Origin of the sequence: Kitasatospora sp. MAP5-34 (assembly GCF_029894335.1) — a bacterium.
GTDB lineage: Bacteria > Actinomycetota > Actinomycetes > Streptomycetales > Streptomycetaceae > Kitasatospora.
Genome location: NZ_JARXZC010000042.1, coordinates 34,594 through 55,447 on the forward strand (window position 1 = coordinate 34,594; position 20,854 = coordinate 55,447).

At 71.9% G+C, this 20,854-nt stretch carries 28 protein-coding genes and 3 pseudogenes; 15 read left to right on the forward strand and 16 right to left on the reverse strand.

From position 1 onward, the window contains the following. Positions 1–25: 25 nt before the first annotated feature. Positions 26–883 (reverse strand): helix-turn-helix transcriptional regulator, encoded by an 858-nt coding sequence (locus P3T29_RS27280; protein WP_280719309.1) that lies wholly within the window; start codon positions 881–883, stop codon positions 26–28. A 260-nt stretch (positions 884–1,143) separates the two neighbouring features. Here P3T29_RS27280 and P3T29_RS27285 point away from each other — a divergent pair, with 260 nt between their 5' ends. The 4 genes and pseudogenes from P3T29_RS27285 to P3T29_RS27300 all read left to right on the forward strand — a co-directional run. Then, a complete protein-coding gene (locus P3T29_RS27285) occupies positions 1,144–1,584 on the forward strand; it encodes an ATP-binding protein (protein WP_280719310.1) in 441 nt (146 codons plus the stop codon). Beyond that, positions 1,581–1,904 carry a hypothetical protein gene (locus tag P3T29_RS27290; RefSeq protein ID WP_280719311.1) on the forward strand — a complete coding sequence of 108 codons (324 nt, stop codon included), beginning with the start codon at positions 1,581–1,583 and terminating at the stop codon, positions 1,902–1,904. The genes P3T29_RS27285 and P3T29_RS27290 overlap by 4 nt, the downstream gene beginning before the upstream one ends. A 145-nt stretch (positions 1,905–2,049) precedes the next feature. Then, the gene (locus tag P3T29_RS27295) at positions 2,050–3,105 is read left to right on the forward strand and encodes a HEAT repeat domain-containing protein (protein ID WP_280719312.1); all 1,056 of its coding nucleotides are present in this window, start codon (positions 2,050–2,052) and stop codon (positions 3,103–3,105) included. Positions 3,106–3,144: 39 nt separating this feature from the next. Continuing rightward, positions 3,145–4,102 (forward strand): annotated as a pseudogene (locus tag P3T29_RS27300) (RNA-guided endonuclease TnpB family protein); the annotation flags it as partial. Between the two features lie 59 nt (positions 4,103–4,161). Here P3T29_RS27300 and P3T29_RS27305 read toward each other — a convergent pair. From P3T29_RS27305 to P3T29_RS27320, 4 genes are all read right to left on the reverse strand, one after another. Next, positions 4,162–4,530: a hypothetical protein gene (locus P3T29_RS27305; protein WP_280719348.1), complete on the reverse strand. Its 369-nt coding sequence runs from the start codon at positions 4,528–4,530 to the stop codon at positions 4,162–4,164. Positions 4,531–4,535: 5 nt separating this feature from the next. Continuing rightward, a complete protein-coding gene (locus tag P3T29_RS27310; RefSeq protein WP_280719313.1) occupies positions 4,536–4,796 on the reverse strand; it encodes a hypothetical protein in 261 nt (86 codons plus the stop codon). Positions 4,797–4,947: 151 nt separating this feature from the next. Continuing rightward, positions 4,948–5,997, reverse strand: a complete 1,050-nt coding sequence (locus tag P3T29_RS27315; RefSeq protein WP_280719314.1) for a hypothetical protein — start codon at positions 5,995–5,997, stop codon at positions 4,948–4,950. A gap of 270 nt (positions 5,998–6,267) precedes the next feature. Continuing rightward, positions 6,268–7,035: an SDR family oxidoreductase gene (locus P3T29_RS27320; RefSeq protein ID WP_280719315.1), complete on the reverse strand. Its 768-nt coding sequence runs from the start codon at positions 7,033–7,035 to the stop codon at positions 6,268–6,270. A gap of 310 nt (positions 7,036–7,345) precedes the next feature. Here P3T29_RS27320 and P3T29_RS27325 point away from each other — a divergent pair, with 310 nt between their 5' ends. Together P3T29_RS27325 and P3T29_RS27330 are read left to right on the forward strand one after the other, a co-directional pair. Then, a complete protein-coding gene (locus P3T29_RS27325; RefSeq protein ID WP_280719316.1) occupies positions 7,346–8,527 on the forward strand; it encodes a nucleotide disphospho-sugar-binding domain-containing protein in 1,182 nt (393 codons plus the stop codon). Between the two features lie 52 nt (positions 8,528–8,579). Continuing rightward, entirely contained in the window at positions 8,580–9,437 is an 858-nt protein-coding gene (locus P3T29_RS27330) for an LLM class flavin-dependent oxidoreductase (protein WP_280719317.1), read from the forward strand. A gap of 71 nt (positions 9,438–9,508) precedes the next feature. Here the strand turns inward: P3T29_RS27330 and P3T29_RS27335 are convergent, their stop codons facing one another. Continuing rightward, positions 9,509–9,958, reverse strand: a complete 450-nt coding sequence (locus P3T29_RS27335; protein ID WP_280719318.1) for a hypothetical protein — start codon at positions 9,956–9,958, stop codon at positions 9,509–9,511. Between the two features lie 516 nt (positions 9,959–10,474). On the opposite strand from P3T29_RS27335, the gene P3T29_RS27340 reads away from it, so the two are divergent. Continuing rightward, positions 10,475–10,714, forward strand: a complete 240-nt coding sequence (locus tag P3T29_RS27340) for a DUF6879 family protein (protein WP_348532870.1) — start codon at positions 10,475–10,477, stop codon at positions 10,712–10,714. A 209-nt stretch (positions 10,715–10,923) separates the two neighbouring features. Here P3T29_RS27340 and P3T29_RS27345 read toward each other — a convergent pair whose 3' ends face one another. From P3T29_RS27345 to P3T29_RS27355, 3 genes and pseudogenes are all read right to left on the reverse strand, one after another. After that, complete coding sequence (locus P3T29_RS27345; RefSeq protein WP_280719319.1) at positions 10,924–11,283, reverse strand: hypothetical protein; 360 nt, start codon at positions 11,281–11,283, stop codon at positions 10,924–10,926. A 15-nt stretch (positions 11,284–11,298) separates the two neighbouring features. Further along, the gene (locus P3T29_RS27350; RefSeq protein WP_280719349.1) at positions 11,299–12,285 is read right to left on the reverse strand and encodes a transcriptional regulator; all 987 of its coding nucleotides are present in this window, start codon (positions 12,283–12,285) and stop codon (positions 11,299–11,301) included. 108 nt (positions 12,286–12,393) lie between these two features. Beyond that, positions 12,394–12,690, reverse strand: a pseudogene (locus tag P3T29_RS27355) (helix-turn-helix transcriptional regulator); the annotation flags it as partial. A gap of 36 nt (positions 12,691–12,726) precedes the next feature. Between P3T29_RS27355 and P3T29_RS27360 the strand changes: the two are divergent. The 4 genes from P3T29_RS27360 to P3T29_RS27375 all read left to right on the forward strand — a co-directional run bounded on the left by P3T29_RS27360 (position 12,727) and on the right by P3T29_RS27375 (position 14,553). After that, positions 12,727–13,149 carry an ATP-binding protein gene (locus P3T29_RS27360; protein ID WP_280719320.1) on the forward strand — a complete coding sequence of 141 codons (423 nt, stop codon included), beginning with the start codon at positions 12,727–12,729 and terminating at the stop codon, positions 13,147–13,149. A 90-nt stretch (positions 13,150–13,239) separates the two neighbouring features. Further along, on the forward strand, positions 13,240–13,416 hold the full coding sequence (locus tag P3T29_RS27365) for a hypothetical protein (protein ID WP_280719321.1): 177 nt from the start codon (positions 13,240–13,242) through the stop codon (positions 13,414–13,416). Positions 13,417–13,426: 10 nt separating this feature from the next. Then, a complete protein-coding gene (locus P3T29_RS27370) occupies positions 13,427–14,161 on the forward strand; it encodes a methyltransferase domain-containing protein (RefSeq protein ID WP_280719322.1) in 735 nt (244 codons plus the stop codon). Positions 14,162–14,202: 41 nt separating this feature from the next. Continuing rightward, complete coding sequence (locus P3T29_RS27375) at positions 14,203–14,553, forward strand: hypothetical protein (protein WP_280719323.1); 351 nt, start codon at positions 14,203–14,205, stop codon at positions 14,551–14,553. A gap of 195 nt (positions 14,554–14,748) precedes the next feature. Here the strand turns inward: P3T29_RS27375 and P3T29_RS27380 are convergent, their stop codons facing one another. Further along, entirely contained in the window at positions 14,749–15,216 is a 468-nt protein-coding gene (locus tag P3T29_RS27380) for an ArsI/CadI family heavy metal resistance metalloenzyme (protein WP_280719324.1), read from the reverse strand. Between the two features lie 86 nt (positions 15,217–15,302). Between P3T29_RS27380 and P3T29_RS27385 the strand changes: the two genes are divergently transcribed. The 3 genes from P3T29_RS27385 to P3T29_RS27395 are packed head-to-tail and all read left to right on the forward strand — an operon-like array spanning position 15,303 to position 16,882. After that, a complete protein-coding gene (locus P3T29_RS27385) occupies positions 15,303–15,671 on the forward strand; it encodes a metalloregulator ArsR/SmtB family transcription factor (RefSeq protein WP_280719325.1) in 369 nt (122 codons plus the stop codon). After that, positions 15,668–16,411, forward strand: coding sequence for an aquaporin (locus P3T29_RS27390; protein ID WP_280719326.1), 744 nt, complete (start codon positions 15,668–15,670; stop codon positions 16,409–16,411). The genes P3T29_RS27385 and P3T29_RS27390 overlap by 4 nt, the downstream gene beginning before the upstream one ends. A 42-nt stretch (positions 16,412–16,453) precedes the next feature. Beyond that, positions 16,454–16,882, forward strand: coding sequence for an arsenate reductase ArsC (locus P3T29_RS27395; RefSeq protein WP_280719327.1), 429 nt, complete (start codon positions 16,454–16,456; stop codon positions 16,880–16,882). Positions 16,883–16,992: 110 nt separating this feature from the next. On the opposite strand, the gene P3T29_RS27400 is transcribed toward P3T29_RS27395, so the two are convergent. Continuing rightward, positions 16,993–17,400 carry a hypothetical protein gene (locus P3T29_RS27400; RefSeq protein ID WP_280719328.1) on the reverse strand — a complete coding sequence of 136 codons (408 nt, stop codon included), beginning with the start codon at positions 17,398–17,400 and terminating at the stop codon, positions 16,993–16,995. Between the two features lie 138 nt (positions 17,401–17,538). On the opposite strand from P3T29_RS27400, the gene P3T29_RS27405 reads away from it, so the two are divergent. Further along, positions 17,539–18,753 carry an alpha/beta hydrolase gene (locus tag P3T29_RS27405; protein WP_280719329.1) on the forward strand — a complete coding sequence of 405 codons (1,215 nt, stop codon included), beginning with the start codon at positions 17,539–17,541 and terminating at the stop codon, positions 18,751–18,753. A 62-nt stretch (positions 18,754–18,815) separates the two neighbouring features. On the opposite strand, the gene P3T29_RS27410 is transcribed toward P3T29_RS27405, so the two are convergent. From P3T29_RS27410 to P3T29_RS27430, 5 genes and pseudogenes are all read right to left on the reverse strand, one after another. Further along, entirely contained in the window at positions 18,816–19,178 is a 363-nt protein-coding gene (locus P3T29_RS27410; protein ID WP_280719330.1) for a hypothetical protein, read from the reverse strand. A gap of 576 nt (positions 19,179–19,754) precedes the next feature. Continuing rightward, a complete protein-coding gene (locus P3T29_RS27415; protein WP_280719331.1) occupies positions 19,755–19,967 on the reverse strand; it encodes a DUF397 domain-containing protein in 213 nt (70 codons plus the stop codon). A gap of 97 nt (positions 19,968–20,064) precedes the next feature. Beyond that, the gene (locus tag P3T29_RS27420) at positions 20,065–20,277 is read right to left on the reverse strand and encodes a DUF397 domain-containing protein (RefSeq protein ID WP_280719332.1); all 213 of its coding nucleotides are present in this window, start codon (positions 20,275–20,277) and stop codon (positions 20,065–20,067) included. A 93-nt stretch (positions 20,278–20,370) separates the two neighbouring features. Then, complete coding sequence (locus P3T29_RS27425; protein ID WP_280719333.1) at positions 20,371–20,583, reverse strand: DUF397 domain-containing protein; 213 nt, start codon at positions 20,581–20,583, stop codon at positions 20,371–20,373. After that, positions 20,570–20,728: pseudogene (locus tag P3T29_RS27430) on the reverse strand (XRE family transcriptional regulator); the annotation flags it as partial. The pseudogene P3T29_RS27430 and the gene P3T29_RS27425, both read right to left, overlap by 14 nt. Between the last annotated feature and the right edge of the window lie 126 nt (positions 20,729–20,854).

Sequence of the window (20,854 nt, forward strand, 5' to 3'; positions counted from 1 at the left end):
CTCACACCTCATTTCTGATCTGTACTCACGGCTCCGCCGCGATGGCGGAGATCATATCGAGCGACTGCGTGGGATTGAGGGCCGATGACCGCAGATACTCGAAGACGAGTCCGTAGCCGTCCAGCTCCGCCTCCTGCTCCAGGTAGTGGCTGCTCGTCAGCGTCTCCAGGAACACCACCCCGGGGGCCGGGGAGTCCGTGAAGCCGAACATCACGAACGCTCCGCATGCCCCGGCGGTCGCGCCGACGTCGAGCGGTACGACCTGAAGCGTGACATTGGGGAGTTGCGCGGCCTGGGTGAGGTGTTCGAGCTGTGCCCGGCGCACGTCCTTGCCGCCGACTGCGCACCTGAGCGCCGGTTCCCAGATGATCGCCCAGAAGCGTGCCGGGTCCGGCTTGGAGAGGACTTCCTTCCGTTCCATCCGGATCTTGACCAGTTGGTCGATGCGTTCCGGGCGGACGGCGGCCGGGTTCGCCTCCAGGAGGGCGCGGGCGTAGTCCTCGGTCTGCAGCAGGCCGGGCAGTACCAGGGGTTGCCATGTGCGGACGTATCGGGCGTCCCCTTCGAGGCCAAGGAAGTCGGCGTAGGCGGGCGGGACGGTGTCTCCGTAGTCGTGCCACCAGCCGCGCTTCTTGCTGTCCCGTGCCAGCGCTTCAAGGGCGTCTCTGTCCTTCGGTCCCATGATGCCGTAGAGATCCAGCAGGATGCCGAGGTCCAGCCGTCGGATGCCCGACACGCCGGTCTCTATGCGGCTGATCTTCGCGCGGGAGCACTTGAGAACTGTGGCGGCGTCCTCGGTGCTCTTGCCCGCCGACTCGCGCAGTCGGCGAAGCTCTGAGCCAAGACGACGGCCGCGTACGGTCGGCCTCGGTTCGTCGGGCATGCTCGTTCCTCCCTTGACCCGCCCAGTCTGCCCCCTGACGGAGTGTCGAGGCCAGGAGGATCCAATCTGCACAGTTGCAACTGTTCTGCTTGCAAGTCGCATTGAATCAGGAGCATGCTACGGGGAGTAGACCGTTCCACGACACAACGTGATTATGACGGCTCGTCACCGGGCATCCCCATGCCTGCTTCCGGCTGTCGCCGGGGCCGCTCGCCGGCCCGGGTCACGTCCAGCCGACCGTGCCCGGAGGTTGCTCCGCCATGCCCGAAACGCTCGACAGACCGCCCGCCGTGGCGGGTGAACACGCCTGCTGGCTGCCGCGCCACCGCAAGTCGGCGGGCGCTGCCCGAAGGCTCCTGCGGGACTTCCTCGCCGACATGGCGGGCGGTGAACTGTTCGCGGAGGTAGGTGAGTTGCTACTCAGCGAGCTTGTAAGCAACGCCGTGGTGCATGCGCGTACGCCGCCCGGCCGGTTGATCCGGGTGCGGCTCGAGTTCGCGCCCGGGCAGTTGCGGGTCGAGGTGCACGACGCGAGCGGTGTCCGGCCGGTGGTGCGTCCGGCGGGCGGGGACGACGAGTGCGGGCGGGGGTTGGTGCTGGTGCGGGCGCTGGCGGCGGCGTGGGGGGTGTGCCCGCGCGAGGGCGGGGTCGGCAAGGCGGTGTGGTTTCTGGTGGGCCCGTCGGCCGGGGGTGCGCGGTGAGTGCGGGGCGGCTGCTGGCCGCGCGGCTGCGGGCGGCCCGGGCGGTCGGGCGGTGTGTCCACGGGCCGGACTCGCCCGTGCGGCGGATGGTGGCCGGCGCCTGGAACGCCCGGGTGTTCAGCCTCGCCCTCGCCCTGGCCACCGGCACCCGGGCGCGGATCACCCGGCGCGGCGGCGGCCGCTACCGCGTCCAGGCGTCCCTGCCGCAGGGCTTGCACGGCGATGCGCAGCTGACGGTACTGAAAGTCCTCGCCCGCGCGGGCCGCTACGGCCACCACTACCGGCCGGACGCGCAAGCAGTCTGGGCGGAACTCACTTGAAAGAAACGGGAGTCGAGGGAACGGCGAGGTGCCGGGGGGTGAGAAGCCCGGCCCGCGGGCAGCCGCTGACGCGCTGGATGCCGGAGCGGGCCGGGCCGGCGGTAACTCCCGCGCGTATGCGCGGTTCGTGCGCCAGACTGCGCGGATGGAAGCGGGCACGGAAGCGGGCACGGTGGCGGAACTGGTCGGGCAGGCCCTGGCGGCGGTACGCGTCGCCCGGGGGAGCGATGACCGGGACGAGTACGGGGCCCTGCTGCGGCGGGCGGCGGCCGACGGGCCGGGGGCGCTGCGGCTCGGCCTGGAGCTGCTCGGTTCGCACGACCCGGCCGAGCGCGCGGCGGGCTGTGACCTGCTGGGCCACGCGAGCGACCGGAACGCGGAGGTCCGCGCCGAGGCGGCGGCCGCGCTGGTCACGTTGGCGGAGCGGGAGAGTGAGGGCTGCGTGCTGTGGTCGCTGGCGGGCGCGATCGAGATGACGTACGACCGGCGCGCGGTCCCCGTGCTCGTCGCCCTCGCCGGGCACCCCGACGCCGAGGTCCGCCGGCGGGTGGCCGGCTCCTTCGCGGGGGTCGCCACCGGCCTGGCGGACGGGCCGGACATCCGCACCCTCGTCACGCTGACCCGCGACCGGGACCCGGAGGTCCGCAACTGGGCGACGTTCACCCTGGGCTTCCAGGCCGAGGCCGACAGCCCCGCGATCCGGGCCGCCCTCTGGGACCGGGTGGACGACGAGAACGCGGACGCCCGCGAGGAGGGCATCCGCGGACTCGCCCGGCGCCGCGACCGGCGCGCCGTCCCGCTGCTGGCGCAGCTGCTCGGCGACCCCGGCGGCGCGCACGTCCTCACGTTCCAGGCGGCGCAGATCATCGGCAGCCCCGAACTGCTGCCGGCCCTGCTGGAGTACGAGCCGGGCGGCGCCTGGGTGGCCGAGGCCGTCAACGCCTGCGACCCGGTGCGCCGGGCCCGCTTCGACGCCGCCGCCTGGGCCCTGCTGTGCGCGCTCGACCGGCTCCGCCCCGAACTGCGCGCCTGCGTGTCCATGGAACGCTTCGACCCCGGCCTGTCCCTTCGCCTCGGCGCCGACCCCGGATCGCCGGGCTACGACGTCGAGGCGCTGCTCGCGCGGGCGGACGGCGACCCCGAACGTGCTGCCGGACTGGTCGCGTCCGACCGGCCGGGGACACCCGGGCGCGGCAGCTGACCTGGGACACGCAATGATTGAGTGACGGGAGCTGGGAGTCTCAGGGGCACCCGCAAGGGCCCGAAGATGGCGCCGCCCCGGTTCACGTCCAAGCGGGACAACCGGCAGGCGGTGCGGTTCACCGCGAACGCCCGCTAGTCGGTCACGCCCGGCGGGAAGCTGAACCTGCCGAAGATCGGCCCGGTGCCGGTCCGCTGGTCCCGCGCGCTGCCGTCCGTCCCGTCCACGGTGACCGTGGTCAAGGACGCCGCCGGAAGGTACTTCGCGTCGTTCGTCGTGGAGACCGCCCCCGACCTGCTGCCGCCCACGGACGCGGCGGTGGGCATCGACCCCGGGCTGACCCGCTTCGCGGTCCTGTCCGACGGCCGGAAGATCGACTCGCCGAGGTTCCTGCGCCGCGCCGAGAAGAAACTCAAGGCGCGCCCAGCGGGCCCTGTCCCGCAAGGCCAAGGGCAGCAGCAACCGCGAGAAGCAACGGATCAAGGTCGCCCGGGCCCAGTCCCGCGTGGCCGACGCCCGGCGCGAGTTCCACCACCAGCTCTCCACCTCTCTCGTGCGCGAGAACCAAGCGCTCGCGGTGGAGACGTCGGCGGTCAGGGGACTTGCCCGGACCCGCCTGGCCAAGTCGGTGCACGACGCCGGACGGTCCGCGTTCGTGAACATGCTGGAGTGCAAGGCCGGCCGCCACGGACGCGAGTTCATCCGGATCGGACGGTTCGAGCCGACCAGCCAGGTCTGCTCGCACTGCGGGACCAAGGACGGCCCCAAGCCCCTGAGTGTCCGGGAGTGGACGTGCGGGGACTGCGGGACCGTCCATGACCGGGACGTCAACGCCGCCCGGAACATCGCCAAGGCCGCAGGACTTGCGGTCTCAGCCTGTGGAGCGCGGGTAGGACCGGGACTCGTCCCGGCACCGCGCGGTGAAGCAGGAACCCACCCGGATGCCGCGCCATCCGCGCGCGGCGTGGAGGGAATCACCAACCCTTCAGGCCGGTGAGGATGTCAAGACAAGGAACTGCTCAACACGGGCGCCGGCCGACGTGTACGGCGGTCAGGTCAGGGCGTGAGGTCGATGACGCGGACCGGCCGGCCCTTCCAGCGGCCCGGGTCGACGGTGGCGACGACCGCGCCGTCCGGGCGCTCCGGGGTCGGGGCGGCGGCGTAGCGGGTGTGGGCCTCGGCCCAGGTGCTCTCGGTGGCGAGCGCCAGGGCGGCCGGCAGGTCCAGCTCGAGGACGGTGACTGCGGGGAGGGCGGCGAGGTGTTCGGCGGTGCCGGGGCGGGCGCGGTCGGCCTCCACCAGGGCGCAGGCGGGGGCGTAGAGGTACCAGCCGGGTTCGGCGTGGGCGCGGTGGATGAGGCGGGAGGCGAGGAGGTTGCCGCGTCCGGCGGCGACCATCGCGGTGTCGTCCAGGACGACGTGCAGCCCGGTCACCGGCCGCCGCCGGCCTCGGCCAGGCGCCGGTCGAGTTCGGCGTCCAGCTGCTCGGTGCGCGCGGCGTCGGGGTCGTAGCCGTTCCAGTCGGCGAGCGCCGCCCGGGCCTGCTCGGCGCGCTCGGCCCGTTCGGCGGGGGTGAGCAGGTTGTCGGCGAGGCGGGTGAGGTAGGCGCGCAGCGACAGGTGCTCGGCGGCGGCGATCTCGGCCAGGCGGTCGCGAGCCTCGGCGGGGATGCGGATGTTGGCGTCGGCCATCGGGTGCTCCTTCCAGTCCCCAGCGGGGTACGGGTACGCACCCGTACCCGCACATTCCGCGAGTATCCAGTCCCGGCGAGGGCCGGCCGATCTCACCGAACCCTGCCCGGCCGCCAGGAGGCGCGGGCCGGGGCAGGGGCCGGACACGGGGTCAGGCCGGGCGGGTCTGCGCCCAGTCGTAGAGGCGGTGGGCGCTGTCACCAAGACGGGTGGCGTAGAGCGTACCGGCCTGCCCGCCCGCGAGTTCGTCGGTGGTGGTGGTGACGCCGACGACGGTGCCGACGCCGGTCCGGGTGTCGAACCGTGCGAGGTGGGGGCCGCCGCTCGCCCCGTGCCCCATGTCGCAGGACTCGCCCCACAGGAGGGGCGCCTTGGGGCCGGGCCGGGCCGGCCCGGCGCAGTGGATCATGCGTGATCCGGCGTATTTGGCACCGGGGTTGTTCAGCCGGTCCTTCGGGTACCCGAAGGTGTGGATGAACTCGTCCCCGGCGGGCTCGGTGAACGCGATCCGCTGGCTTCCCGTGACGTCCGCGATCCGCCGTCCCCCGGCCGAGGGGTTGGCCACGAGGATCCCCGTGTCGTAGCCCGCGACGGCGACATCGGCCGAGGTCGTCCTGGCAGGATCGGTGTCCCAGCGGGAGGAGGTGGCCATGTTCCTGACGCTGAAGCCGCCGAGCGGCTTCGTTCCGTTGCGGTAGCCGGGCACGAAGTAGAGGTTGTGGTTCCACGTGGCGTCGGTGGCGGGAGCCCCGACGGCCCTCAGGCAGTGCGCCGCCGTGATGAGGGTGCTGCGGTTCGCGCTGTTGACGACCGTCGCGGTGCAACTGCCGTCGTAGCCGTCGGAGAAGGTGAAGAAGAGACGGCCGACGCTCCTGTCCACCGCGCCGCCGTGCGTCCAGACGGCCCCGGGATCCAGCGTGCCCGCAGGAAGCGGACGCGGATCGTCAGGCGTGTTGTCGTCCTGGGGCACGGGGGTGACCTCGGGGACCAGGGCGCCCGCCAGCTTCATCCGTGCGGCGGTCCAGTAGGCGTCGACCTGGCTGCGCTCCTGTTCGGTCGTGGCGCCGGAATGCGTGGTGACGGAATCCGGTTCCGCGGCGAGGGCCGCAGCCGGCAGCAGCACCGCCGCCGTGGCCGCACTCAGCAACAGGGCTCCCGCAGCGGCGAGTCGGCGGGGGAAAGCTCGGCATGTGGCTGACATCGTTGCCATCCTTGGTTCCTTCGCGGGTGCGGGCCGTGGCAGGCCAGAAGCTGCCGGGACGCGGGTGCGCGCCCCTTGCCCCCTACGACGCGCGACCGGCCGCGAGGTTGCGACCGGCCGGGGAAGAAGCCCGCCGGGCCGTGCGCCGTTCCAACCGCGTTCCCCGCTGGAGCCCTGGTCGTTGCCCGCCCGCTGCACCCGGGCCCGGCCTGCGGGAGGCAGACCGGGCCCGGGGGGAGTGGCGGCGGGGGTGGGGGAGAGGCGGCGCGCCTAAACGCCGCCGTCCACGTTGAGGGTCGTGCCGCTGACGTAGCGGGAGGTGTCCCCGGCCAGGAACAGGATCGCGCCGGCCACGTCCTCGGGCTGGCAGATCCGCCCCAGCGCGGTCATCCCGACGATCCGCTCCACCGCCTCGGGCGGCAGCCCGGCCCCCGGCTCGGTCTCCGTCAGGCCCGGCGCGACGGTGTTGACCCGGATGCCGCGCGGCCCGAGCTCCTTCGACAGCGCCCGGGTTAGCCCGATCAGCGCGGCCTTGGACGCGGTGTAGTGCACCCCGCGCACCCGCCCGCGCAACGCCACCGACGAGCCGACGTTCACGACGGACGCGCCGTCGGCGAGCAGCGGCAGCACCGCCTGGGTGACCAGGTACGCCGAGGTGACGTTGTGGTCCATCACCCGGTGCCACTCGTCCTCGGCCAGGTCCGCGAACCAGACCTGGCCGTCCACCCCCACGTTGTTGACCACCGCGTCGAGCCCGCCCACCGCCTCGCGCACCCGGGCGGCCAGCACCGCGACACCCGCCGACGTCGTGACGTCCGCCTGGACCAGCCGGTGCCCCTCGCCGGTCTCCTTCAGCTCCCGGGCGAGCGTCCCGGCGTCCGCGCCACCGCCGTCCGCGCCCGCACCGTCCGCACCGGCACCGCGCGAACACACCACCACCTGCGCCCCGGCCCGCGCGAAGGCGAGCACGGTGGCCCGCCCGATGCCACGGGTACCACCGGTGACGAGCACGCGTTTGCCGACCAGTCCCTGATCCATCTGCTTCTCCCACTCCTGCTCCTGCTGCGGACAGTCCGCCGCCACGCTCGCGCGGGCGTCTCGCGGATCCCTGGACGCGCACTGGACCCGGACAGGCACCGGACGAGCACCGGACGGGCACCGGACCCGGCCGCGGGCCGGGCCCGGCGGGCTCCCCCCGGGCCCGTTCGAGCCCGCCACGACCGGTCCGCTAGCCGGGTGGGAGAACTTTCGCTCAGCCGTTCCACCCCCATCCGCGCGCCGGGCGCGGCGGGCCCCGCCGGCCCGGGGTGGACGGACCGTCAGTCTCCCAGGAGGGTGGGGCCGTTCCATGCGGATACTGTTCACGACGTGGGCGTGGCCCTCGCACCTGTACTCGCTGGTGCCGCTGGCGTGGGCCTGCCGGGCCGCCGGGCACGAGGTGCTGATCGCAAGCCAGCCCGGGATCCTCGACGAGACCGTCCGCACCGGCCTGCCGGCCGCCGCCGTCGGACACGACGTCGACGCCGCCGCACTGGTCCGCGGCTACCTGCTGCCGTCCACCGCCGTCCCCGCCCCGGTCGTCCCGGCCGGCCCCGAGGGCAAGGGCCCCAGGGCCATGCGGATGTTCTACGCCCACGCCGACTCCATGGTCGACGACCTCACCGAACTCGCCCGCGACTGGCACGCCGACCTGGTGGTCTACGAGCCCACCGCCCTGGCCGGCCCGATCGCCGCCGCCGCCGCCGGCATCCCCGCCGTACGCCACCTCTACGGCACCGACCTGCTGGTACGCGCCCGCGCCATGCTGCCCGCCGTCCTCGCCCCGCTCGCCGAACGCAACGGCGCCGCCGCGTTCGACCCCTTCGGCGCCGTCACCATCGACCCCTGCCCCGACGGCTTCCAACTCCCGGTCGACTACCCGCGCCTGCCCGTACGCTACGTCCCCTTCAACGGACCCGGCGCCGCCCCCGCCCCACCGCTCGCCCCACCCGCACCGGGCCGCAGCCGCGTGGTCGTCACCTGGGGCCACACCCTGGCCAAACTCTCCACCGCCCACTTCTTCGCCCCCCAGGCCGCCGCCGCCCTGACCGGCCCCGACACCGAAGTCGTCCTCGCCGTCTCCGCCGCCCAGCAACCGCTGCTCACCGACCTGCCCGACGACATCAAGACCGTCGTGGACGTCCCCCTCAACCTGCTGCTCCCGGGCGCCGACCTGGTCGTCTCGCACGGCGGCGCGGGCACCGTGCTGACCGCCCTGCACGCGGGCCTGCCGCTCCTGCTCGTCCCCCAACTGCCCGACCACGCCGGGCACTCGGCCCGGGTCCTGGCGGTCGGCGCCGGCGAGGTGCTCAGCCGCGACGAGGCCACCCCCGGGCAGCTGCGCGAGGACGCCCGCCGCCTGCTGGACTCCGGCGCGCCCGGCCGCGCCGCCCGCCTGCTGCGTGAGCGGATGTTCGAGCGCCCCACCCCGGCCGACCTGGTCACCGAACTCGAGGCACTGGCCGAGCGCTCCCCGGCCGCCGCGCGCTGACCCGCCCACGCCCGCCGCCTGTCCCCGTACCCGTGCGATGAAGGAGAGACCTGTGGAGATCGGAGTGGGCCTGCCCACCACAGTCCCGGACAAGGACGGGCCGCAGCTGCCCGAGTGGGCCCGCCGGGCCGAGCAGTGCGGCTTCGCCAGCCTCGGCGTCCTGGACCGGCTGGTGTACGACAGCTTCGAGTCCCTGGTCTCGCTCGCGGCCGCGGCCGCCGTGACCGAGCGGATCCGCCTGGCCAGCACCATCCTGATCGCCGGCTACCGGGGCGGCGCGGCGCTGCTCGCCAAGCAGACCGCCACCCTGGACGCGATCTCTGGCGGCCGGCTGGTCCTCGGCGTGGCCGCCGGCGGACGCGAGGACGACTACGCCGCGACCGGCGCCGACTACCCCGGCCGGGGCGCGGCCCTGGACCGGCTCCTCGGCGAGCTCAAGGACATCTGGGCCGGCGCCGGCCCGGTCCCCGGCATCGGCCCGCAGGTGCCGCGCCCGGGCGGCATCCCGCTGCTGGTCGGCGGGCACTCCCCGCGCGCGATGCGCCGCTCCGCGAAATTCGGCACGGGCTGGATCGCGGGCGGGAACTCCGTCACCGCCTACGCCGAACTGGTCCGCCAGGCCCGGCGGACCTGGACCGAGGAAGGCCGCACCGACCGCCCGCGCATGGTCTCACTCGTCTACGCCCACCTCGGCCCGGACGCCGGCCGCACGGCAGGGGAGTACCTGCGCGCGTACTACTCCTTCGTCGGCCCCAAGGCCGAACGCACCGCCTCAGGCGTCCTCACCGACACCCACCAGATCCAGGACGCCGTCCAGGCCTACGCCGAGGCCGGCTGCGACGAACTGATCCTGCTGCCCTGCACGGCCGACCTCAAACAGGTCGAACTCCTCGCCACCGCCGCCCTCTGACCCACCGCCGCCCACGCCGTCTGCCCGGCCCCGCACTGTGCGGGGCCGGGCAGCGGTGGGCCCTGCCCGCGTCAGTCCACCGGACGAACCCCGGTGAGCTTGCACGCGGCGTCGGCGAGGAGGGGCGCCAGCTCGGGGTAGTACCCCCGGTCGACGGCCTGGAGCATCTCCGCGAGGGCGGCCAGTTGGCCGACACGTCCCGCCGGGGTGTCGAGGACGGCGGAGAACTCCGTGCGGATACGGTCCGCGACCGCCGGAACGAGAAGGCTGCTCACCCACAGAAGCGCGGGGGCGTAGCCGACCGGGACGAGCCCCCAGCGCTCCCAGTCCAGGACCATGAGCGGCCGGGCGGTCAGATTGGCCCAGTGCAGGTCGCCGTGACCGGTGATCCGCTCCACCTCCGCGGGGGCGGGGATGCCGAGGTACTTCGGAAACACCTCCTCCATCCAGGACGGCCGCAAGGTGACCTTCGTACCGGGCGCCGTCGCGATGCCGTCCAGCGCGTTCTCAGGCCGCTCCACCAGCTGTCCCCCAGATCCGGGTCCGTGCGTAGATCCGGCGTGAGGGACACCACGGGCCCCGTGAAGTCGAAGACGTCGGCCTGGTGGAAACAGCCGGCCTCGGTCCAGTCCACGGTGTCGTGCAGCCGTGGGCGCGGAACGGACTGCGGGATGAACTGCTGCGCCCCGAGGGGTCCTTGGCCAGACGGCCGGGGGGCGTGGCGGCGGCTGTGGCAGGAGACGCGAAGCCAGCGGTCTTCGGCTCGGCGGCCGATGGTGGAGCCGGAGGTACCGAAGACGGACGGGCCGGAGCAGGCGAGGCCGAGGAAGGCGGCGGCTTTGGTGTGTGCGGCCTCCATGCGGTGGCGGGTCGCGTCATCCGGCTGAAAGGACATCGAGCACCTTCCTGAGTCGGCCTTCGGGGACCGGGTGGGCGAGAGCTGTCGTGGCATCGTCCCAGTGTTCGCGGCTGCCGGTCGAGGTGAGGACGACGTCCAACGCCGGGCATGACCCGACGAGATCACCGCCGGGCTGAACGTGGCGGCCGGTGAAGATGTCCGATGGCTTCCCCGCAGGTGCGCGACCGACCTCGTACTCCCGGGCAACGACTTCTGGGTCTTCGATGACCGGTTGCTCCTCGTGAACCACTTCGACGGCGACGGCGAGCCGACTGAACCGGAGCTGACCGAGGATCAGAACACGGTGAAGTTCTGTGCGGCTGCCTTCGAGGCGGTCTGGGATCGTGCTGTGCCGCACTCGGAGTACCAGCCGGCCTGATGGGAACCTGACCTTTCATGCCGTCCCCGTCCTCGACGGTTCAGCAAGCCCGGCAGGACCTGGGCCGGCGCCTGCATGATCCGACCCTGCTCCGCGAGGATGCCCGACGTATCCCGGGTGCTTCGGGCGGGCGGCTGAGTGCGTGAGGGTGGCAGCAGAAGGCCGCCACCCTCACGCCATGGGTGGCGGCCGTCGCGCTGCCCGGTTCCTCAGCCGGCCTGTTCGATGCGCTCGAAGATGTCCGCGTCGGTCTCCTGCTGCCACTCGGGCAGCTGGTCCCAGTCCGCGACGTAGCCCGGCTTCGGGTTCTCGATGTGCTTGTGGATCTGGGCGATCCAGCACAGCGCGACGAACCGGCCCTTCTGCTCGCGGCTGAGCTTGCGGGTGGTACCGCCGCTCACCTCAACGAAGTCGCGCACCTGACCGTAGACCGCAGCGGCTGACTGCCGTTCCCAGTCCGGGGTTTCCTCCCACGGGGTGATGTACCCGGGCTTCGGCTCACCGGGGAAGTGCTTCGTGACCCCGGCGATCCACGCCTCACGGAAGATGCGCCCCGCGTCGTTCGTCATCTGGTCATCCCTTCATCAGGCGGCACCGGCAAGCGCCGAAATCTGGTCGTGCAGATCCGACACGCGATTGTCGGTCATGAGCGGCGCGAGCTGCGACCGGAGTCTCCGGAGCTTCTTGCCGAGGTAGCCCGAGCCGGTCTGCTCGGCGAGCTCGACCGCGCTCCCGCTGTACTGCATCAGCCGGTCGAGGTCGCCGCGCTGGGCGCCGAGCACGGCGAGTTCGGCCAGTACAGCCCCCCGGCGGCGCAGCGAGAGATCCTGCGCCAGTGCGGCCGTCAGGGACTGCTCGGCAAGGTCGGGGCGGCCGAGTTCGAGGTAGCAGGTCCCGCGTTCCTCGGCCAGGCGCGTGCCGTCGAACCGCAGCCATCCGCCGTTGTGGATCTCCCCGTCCAGCAGGTGCACTTGATCGGCGAGGTCCAGGGCGCGGTTGCAGGCGTCCAGGTCACCCATCCCCGCGTACGCCTCGGCCTGCACGGCGGCGACCCAGTACCGGGTGGAGAGCCGGCCATCCCCGCGCTCAGCGACCATCGCCGCAGCCGACAGCATCGGGGCCACCACGCCGAACTTGCGCTCGTACATGCCGATGAACGCGTGCCGGGTCAGCGCACAGGCCCACAGGTCGTAACTTCCAGCCTCTTTCGCGGCACTTGCCGCCAAGGCGTAGCACTGTGCCGCGTCGGTGTACCGGTTGGAGTCGAAGAAGATCTCCCCGGCGAGCTGGTAGAGGTCGCCCGCGAGCGCGCACAGCTGCTTGTGAGCTGCCTCGCTGCGTACCTCCTCCAGTCCCTTGGACAGGGTGCCCAGCTGGTGCCGCACCAGGGGGTAGACGGCCTGCTTGGACTCGGAGAGCGCGAAAACCTGCCAGAGATGGGAGTTCAGTGCACCGGCGGTCACGGTGAGGGATGCCGTCCGGCTGCTGAGTTCCTGGTGGGCGTCCAGCTGTGGGAGCGCGACGAAGGTTCCGGTTATGGCCGGCAGGCCCAGGAAATCGCGGCGGTTCATGTCGTCAACGTCACCAGCGTCTGGAGGATTCTCGGGAACCACCGGGCCGACCAGGAGCGGCAGAGCGGGTGTGCGGAGCAGGTCTGCCAGCCCTCGGGCAGTGACCTGCAAGAGCCGGGCCATCTTGGGACGCAAGTAGCCCTGAGGGTCCGTTTTGCCGCCCTCCCACCGCACGACCGTGGAGGTGGCAACCCCAAGCTGTTCGGCGAACGATTCCTGACTGTAGCCCAGCGCTTTGCGCCGCTGGACAAGGCGTTCCCGCCTGGACGCCGTTCCCGCCCCCGCTCTGTCTAGGCATACCCCGAGGTCAGCACAGTCAGTGCGCTGATTACGCCTGAGTGTTGCCCTGGTTCTGCTCTGGTCGCCGGCATCTGACGGCCGTTCACTGGTGACCAAGCCGCTCAACGCGGTAGAGCCCGCAGCCGCCCAGGGGAGACGCCGATGACCACGAGCACGGAGCCTGGCGTCCGCGCGGTGGTCCCGGCGACGATGATGCTTCCCTATGCCCCGGAATCCGCGTCCGCCGCCCGCAGGCTGGTGCGGAACAAGCTCCGGGACTGGGAGTTGGACGCTCTGGTGGACGACGCCGAGGTGATCGTGTCCGAGCTGGCCACGAACGCGTACCGCACCGGCTGTCACCGCAGGATGGCCGTCACGATCCGCCGCATCACCCTCCAGACGGTACGCATCGCTGTCCGGGACGGCTCCCGCACGATGCCCGTGCTGGTCGACGCCGGAGCGGGCGCCGAGTCGGGTCGGGGGCTCGGCATGGTGCACCAACTCACCCACGGGCACTGGGGTGTGCAGGTCGAGGCGCTCGGCAAGACCACCCACGCGGACCTGCGAGTGCGCGCCGTGCCCTGACACAGACTCCTCCCCGCACCCGGCGACGACACCCGCCGGGCGCGGGGAGGCCCACACCAACCGACGGACGAACCGAGAAGGGACCGACAGATGGCCTGGGGCAAGGGCGGAAGCAACAGCAACAGCAACAGCAACAGCAACACCGGCGGTGGCCACGGGGACGGCAAGGGCGGCGAGGCAGGCGACAAGAACCAGTCCAAGAGGGAGTCGGACGGCCAGTGGACCCGCAAGGTCCCCCCGGCCGGCCCGGACGAGAAGAAGAAGTGAGCGAAACCCAGTGGACCAGTACCCGCAGCTCCTCGATGAGCTGAGCAACTCCGGGACGCTGGGGGAGGAGTGGCGGGGCGCGTTCGAGCGCGCCCCGCGCTCCGCCTTCATCCCGAACAGCATCTGGATCCCGGACGACGACGAACCCACCGGCTACCGCCGGGCCGGCCGCGCCGGTACTCCCGCCGACTGGTGGTCGGCCGTCAACGCGAACGACGTGGTGGTCACCCAACTGGACGACGGCGCCGACCACGGCCCCGGCACCTCCTCGGCGTCCATGCCCTCCCTGGTCGCCTCGATGCTCCACCACCTCGACGTGCGGGACACCGACACGGTCCTGGACATCGGCACCGGCACCGGATGGACAACCGCCCTGCTGTGCGCGCGACTCGGAGACCACCGGGTGACCTCGATCGAGGTGGACGCCACCCTGGCCGGCGCGGCAGCCGAACGCCTTGCCGACCAAGGCGTCTTCCCGACGCTGGTGGTCGGGGACGGCCTCACCGGCTGGCCGGCCGGCGCACCGTACGACCGCATCCACTCCACGGCGGCCGTGCAGCACGTCCCGCTCCCGTGGCTCGAGCAGACCCGCCCCGGCGGCCTCATCGTGACCCCTGGGGCACGCCCTACGCCAACGCCGGGTTGCTGCGCCTGGTGGTCGGCGAACGGGGCCGTGAGTCGTACGGCCGTTTCGTGGACAACGTGTCGTTCATGTGGATGCGGGCGCAGCGCCCGCATACGGTGACCGGCCCGGACCGGTCACCGCAGGCGAGGGGCGCCTCCCCGATGGACCCCGACCTCGCGGAGGAGAACGTGCACGCGGCGTTCGCCATCGGCCTGCGTGTCCCGGGCGTGCGCTACGTCCACACCTGGGATGCCGCCGATCCGCACCGCACCTTCCGCATACAACTGTCGGACGGGCCCGGTGGTTCGTGGGCGTCGGCACGGTACCAGGGGTGGGAGCAGGAGGACGCCGTCCAGCAGGCCGGGCCCCGGCGGCTCTGGGACGAGGTCGCCTCGGCCCGGCTGTGGTGGCTGGAGGCAGGCAGGCCCGAGCTGTCGCGGTTCGGCCTGACAGTCACGGCGGACGGCGAGCAGTCCGTCTGGCTGGACGAGCCCCGCAACCCCGTCGGCTGACCTCCGGGGTCCCCGTGCTGCCCGGGACCTTCGGCCCGCGATACGCCGCGCCGGACTTCCCCGCCGACCCGCAGGGGGAGTCCCGCCCCGCCGCCCGTTCGGAGGAGCCGGATCGCGCGGTGGCTCGCGGTGGATGGCGGTGGATGGCGTGATGGCCTCGCCCCCGCCAGGGGCGAGGCCATCACGTGGTGGTGGTCAGCCGCAGACGCATCCGGCCGCCGCGGTGGCGGGTTCGGAGGTCTGCTCGCCGCTGGCGCAGCAGGCATCTCCTGCGGCGGCGTTCTTGCCGAGCCGGTCGCCGTCGGCCTTGACGACATAGACCTCCCAGGGCTCCCTGCCCGGGCCGTGGACCCAGACCTTGTCCTGGAGGGCATAGCAGCAGGAGGTGTCGTTCTCCTCGGACGTGGCCAGGCCCGCGTCCTTCAGGCGGTCGGCGGCTGCGGTGACTTGCTCGGTGGAGGCGACCTCGACGCCGAGGTGGTCCAGACGGGTGTCCTCGCCGGCCTGACCCTCGATGAGGACGAGCTTGAGCGGGGGCTCGGTGACGGCGAAGTTCGCGTAGCCGGGCCGGCGCTTGGCGGGCCCGGTGCCGAAGAGTTCGGAGTAGAAGGCGATGGAGCCTTCGAGGTCGGCGACGCGAAGGGCGAGCTGGACGCGGGACATGGCGTCTCCCCGATCCGATCCTTGATTCGACGGTTGTCGATATGGCCGACCTTGCCACCAGAATCGATGACTGTCAATATAGATGCATGTCGAATCTGGAACTGCCGGTGCTCGGCCGGGACGACGCGGCCGTGTGCTGCTCGCCGATGGTCCGCGAGCCGCTGGGTGAAGAGGCCGCCGTCGATCTGGCGAAGATGTTCAAGGCCCTGTCGGACCCGGTGCGGCTGCGGCTGCTGTCGCTGATCGCCTCGCACGAGGGCGGCGAGGCGTGCGTCTGCGACCTGACCGGCCCGTTCGACGTGTCCCAGCCGACGATCTCCCACCATCTGAAGGTGCTGCGCGAGGCCGGCCTGGTCGGCTCCGAGCGCCGTGGGACCTGGGTCTACTACTGGGTGCTGCCCGGCGCCCTGGCCCGCCTGTCGTCCCTGCTCGAGGCCCCGGCGGGTGCGAGATGACCGCGACAGCCCCGCTGGGCCGAAGGGCGGCCGTGGAGTTCGTCGGGACCGGCGCGCTGGTCGCGGTCGTGGTCGGCTCCGGTATCCAGGCCGCCAAGCTCACCTCGGACGTGGGCGTGCAGTTGCTGGCCGACTCGCTGGCGACCGTGTTCGGCCTGGGCGTGCTGATCCTGCTGCTCGGCCCCGTCTCCGGGGCCCACTTCAACCCGGTCGTCACCCTGGCCGCCTGGTGGAGCGGTCGCCGCGACGGCGACGGGCCCGGCCTGCGGGAGGCCGCGGCCTATGTCCCGGCCCAGATCGCCGGCGCGATCGGCGGGGCGGTGCTCGCGGACGCGATGTTCGCCGAGCCGCTGGTGCGCTGGTCGACGCATGACCGCTGGGCGCCGCATCTGTGGCTGGGCGAGGTCGTCGCGACCGCCGGCCTCATCCTGCTGATCTTCGGCCTGGCCCGCACCGGCCGCGCGCACTTCGCCCCGGTCGCGGTCGCCTCGTACATCGGCGCCGCCTACTGGTTCACGTCCTCGACCAGCTTCGCGAACCCGGCGGTGACCATCGGCCGGGCCTTCACCGACACCTTCGCCGGCATCGCCCCCTCCTCCGTCCTGCCGTTCATCGCCGCCCAGCTCGTCGGCCTGGTGGTCGGCGCCGCGCTGGTCGCGGTGCTGTTCGGCCGCCCGGCGCCCGCCGCCGAGGACGTCGTCGTCCCGCATGGCGACCACCTGGCCGCCACCAGCCGCTGAACCACCACCCGCCGCACCGCCTCATGACCCAAGGAGGTCCCCGTGAGCGCCCCCGCCGTCCCGTCCGTCCCATCCGTGCTGTTCGTCTGCGTGCACAACGCCGGCCGGTCCCAGATGGCCGCCGCGTTCCTCACCCGCCTCGGCGGCGGCCACGTCGAGGTCCGCTCGGCCGGCTCCGCCCCCGCCGAGACCGTCAACCCCGCGGCGGTCGAGGCGATGCGCGAGGTCGGCATCGACATCTCCGCCGAGACCCCGAAGGTCCTGACCGTCGAGGCCGTGCAGAGTTCCGACGTGGTGATCACCATGGGCTGCGGCGACGCCTGCCCGTACTTCCCCGGCAAGCAGTACCTGGACTGGAAGCTGGAGGACCCGGCCGGCCAGGGCGTCGACGCGGTCCGCCCGATCCGCGACCGGATCGAGACCCGCATCCGCGGCCTGCTCGCCGACCTCGGCATCACGGCCCGGGCATGACCACCTCGGGCACTCGCACGCAGTACGGCCCACCCGGCCCCACCCGGCCCCGTCCGGGACGGCCCGGTGGGACGGCGGCTGCGCGTGTCACGGAAACCGCTGCGACCGGGTCAAGTCGACGCCGAGGCACAGGTCTTGGTCAGGTCACCCGCAGCACTCGCGATCGGCCCGAGATCGGGCGTCGTGCCGTCGGCGACGCTCTTCTGGGCATTGCCGACGGCCTTTGACAGATCGTCAGCCACCTTCTTGAGGTCGGCCTTGCTGCCCGGCTTCCGGAGCTTCCCGGCATCCTCGTCGAGCTTCTTCAGCGCCTGTACGGTTTTCTGCCGCCGGCTCTCGTCGGTCAACTGACCGACGTTGGTGGCCGAGTCGGTCAGGTCCTGCACGTCACCGGCGACACTGACGGCCGTCTTGCCGCAACTCAAAGCCTTGTTGGCGCTGCTGCAGCTCGCGAGAAGCGGCACGGCCGCAAGCAGCGCGACCAGCGCGAGCACTGAACGGTTCGACTTCACAGACATGTCGAGCTTCCTCCCCGGAAACGAGCCCCCGCAAGCCGGCCTCAGGGACCTCTCCCGGTAAACACCTAGGGGCCCCGGACCGGTCCATCCTCCTCTGAGTCGACGTCAAGTCACTTTAATACGACTAGAGTTGCAGCTATGACCGGAATTCGTCGTGCCGCCGCACCGGCCGCGTTCGTGCTTGCCCTCGCCCTGTCCACCGCCACGGCAGGAGCCGCCTCGGCGGCCGCCGGGCCCGCCGCCGCCGCGACGGCTGCCCCGTCCGGCGTCGGCGCGACGGCTGCCCCGTCCGGCGTCGGCGTCCAGTTGGCGCTGCCCCGCCCCACCAGCCCGCACGCGGTCGGACTCAGCACACTGCACCTGGTCGACGCGGACCGCCCGGACCCCTGGGTGCCCGCCGCCGGCCCGCGCCAGCTGATGGTGTCGGTCTACTACCCCGCACGGCCCGGCACCGGCGAGCCCGCACAGTACATGACCACCGAGGAAGCACAACTCCTCCTGCAGCGGCAGGCACCAGGAGCCGGCATCCCGCCCCGGACGCTCAGCGACACCCGCACCTGGGCACGGACCGGCCCCCGCCCGGCGCCCGGCCGCTTCCCCCTGGTGCTGCTCTCTCCCGGCTACACCATGCCGCGCTCCACCCTCACCAGCCTCGCCGAGGACCTGGCCAGCCACGGCTATGTGGTCGCCCTGGTCAACCACACCTACGAGGACTCGGGAACCACCTTCCCCGACGGCCGGACCCTCACCTGCGGCACCTTCTGCGACCACCTCCCCGACGGGTGGCCGCAGGTGAACCAGATCCGGGCCACGGACATCTCGTTCGTCATCGACCAACTGACCGGCCACCACTCTCCCTGGCACTACGCGCACATGATCGACCCGCAGCGGATCGGCATGGCAGGCCACTCCGTCGGCGGCAGCTCCGCCGCCTCGGCCATGGCCGCCGACCAGCGGGTGCGCGCCGGGGTGGATATGGACGGCACGTTCGACATCCCCATCCCCGCCACCGGTCTGGACCACCGCCCCTTCCTGCTGCTGGGCACCCAGTCCGGACACGCCCCCGGCGAGGACGCCTCCTGGGACAGTGCCTGGGCGAACCTGGACGGCTGGAAGCGCTGGCTGACCGTCAGCGGCACCGACCACGTCAGCTTCACCGACCTGACCGTGCTCGCCTCCGAGTTGAACATCCCCCTCCCGGGCGCGACCCTCCCGGGGCAACGCGCAGCGGAGCTCACCCGCTCCTACGTCGCGGCCTTCTTCGACCTCCAGCTGAAGGGCATCCCCCAGCCCCTGCTCGACGGCCCGTCACCGGCGAACCCGGAGGTCACCTTCCAGCACCCGAGCCCGTGACGGCGGGCAGGCCGGACGCCCTGGCTCGGCCTGGATAGCTGAGCCAGGGCACGGGATGCCTGTCAGGTCCCGAGGTATTCGAGGAGCCAGCTGATGGGCAGGTTGTCCGCCCAGTCTGCGGCGTCCTTCTTCATGCGGCCGATGACGACCTTCTGGGTGCCCGGGGGGAGCTTCTCGGCGAGGCGGTTGCCACCATCGGGGACATTGCGGGGCGTCACGCCGCTCCAGGTGCCGTTGGTGTAGATGCTCACGCCGAGCTTGGTGTCCGCCCACGCGCAGCCGAAGCTGAGCCACGTGTCGCCCCATGGACCGGCGTTGGGCGGTGGCACGGTCAGGATGATGGTGTGCTTGTAGTGGATGAGGGCGCCGGTCTCGGTGAACGCGAAGCCGTGCGGGATCTCTTCGGTCTGGAAGCTGTTGGCCACAGGTACTCCTTGCTCCGGAGGGGCATGGCACCTCACACGGTACGGACACGAAGGACAGCTTTGTCGCCAGCCGGAGTCAAACCACTGGTTCGAGCGGACCCGAAGCACAACCCCGGTAGCCCACGCCCGCCCGCACACCTCCCACGCCGGTCAGCCCTCGCCGACGCTCTGACCGCCGCCTCCCGCGAATGCCGCGCCGGCGGGCACGGCGACGCCACCGCCGTGGTCCTCCTCTGACACCACCCGCGGGCCCGGCCGGTTCCCGACTTCGATGACACAGATCGACGTTGTCCCGACTTCGGTGACAACCGTCCCGACTTCGCCGTCACAGGACAGCCGGGGCTGGTCCGGTGGTACGGCCGGGCGGTCAGGCGACCGGGAAGTCCCCGATCTTGACCCCGGTGACGAACACACGCCAGGCGTCGGTGGGGAAGACCAGTGGCCGATCACAGATCTTGCCTGCCCCGGGTGTGCGCCCTGGCGCCCCAGCGGGCCGAGAGCCGGGCTGGCGCCGGTAGTTGGCCCAGGATATGCCACAGCCCCCGCAGTGCGGGGGCTGTCGGGGCGCGGACCGGGTCAGCAGTCTGCGGGGAAGTCACCGGACTTGATCCCGGCCACGAAGGCTGACCATGCGTCGGTGGGGAAGACCAGCGCGGGGCCGTCAGGGTCCTTGGAGTCACGGACCGGCATCAGGCTGGGGAAGCCGTCGGCCACCTCGATGCAGTTGCCGCCGTTCCCGCCGCTGAATGAAGACTTACGCCATGTCACGTCTGTGAGATCTACGGTCATTACTTGTACTCCCTTGCAACTTCCCTCAGCCAGAGAACCGACACTCCAGGGTACGCAACAGCCCCCGCGCGGCCGGGGCTGTCGAGGGTCGGGGCGGTCAGCAGTCGGCGGGGAAGTCCCCGGCGCGAACACCTGCCACGAAGGCTGACCACGCGGCGGCCGGGAAGACCAGCGCTGGGCCGTCGGGGTCCTTGGAGTCCCGGACAGGCACGATGGCCGTAAGGCCGTCGGCTGCCTCGATGCACTCGCCCTGTCCGTTGCTGTACGTGCTCTTGCGCCACACGGCTTCGCAGGTGTCGACCTTGCTCATGCTGCTACCTCTTCTCTCAGTGCATCTCCTCGGCCACCCCGGCGATCAGGCCCGACGTATCGTCAGGACTGATCGCCACGGCCCGAAGGTTGTTCAGCAGTCAGCGGGAAAGTCTCCGGCCCTGACCCCGGCCACGAACGCCGACCAGGCGTCGGCGGGGAAAACCAATGCGGGGCCGTCAGGGTCCTTGGAGTCACGGACCGGCACGATGCCCGAACCGATGAATGCGGCTTCGACGCAGTTCGCGTCGCCATTGCTGTGGCTGGACTTGAACCACGTCACGCCAGCCAGATCAACCTGTTCCATAGCTCCCTGCCACGTCGGAAATCAGGCGGCTGGACGCCTGTTCGTTGAGTGATGTGTCCCAGATGTTCCCGAACGCCGAGTCAGATCGTTCGAGCTCGTTGGGCTTGTGCAGATAGAGGGACCCGGTGTAGCCGTCCGCAAAGACCGTCGGGGGCTCGGCGCCGGGGCCTTCGCGATCGCATTACGGACAGGCGCGCGTCAATTCGCTCTGGCGGCGTACAGGTTGGTTTGACCAGCTGCCATGCCACTTCCGAACGCCTCCCACTCCGCC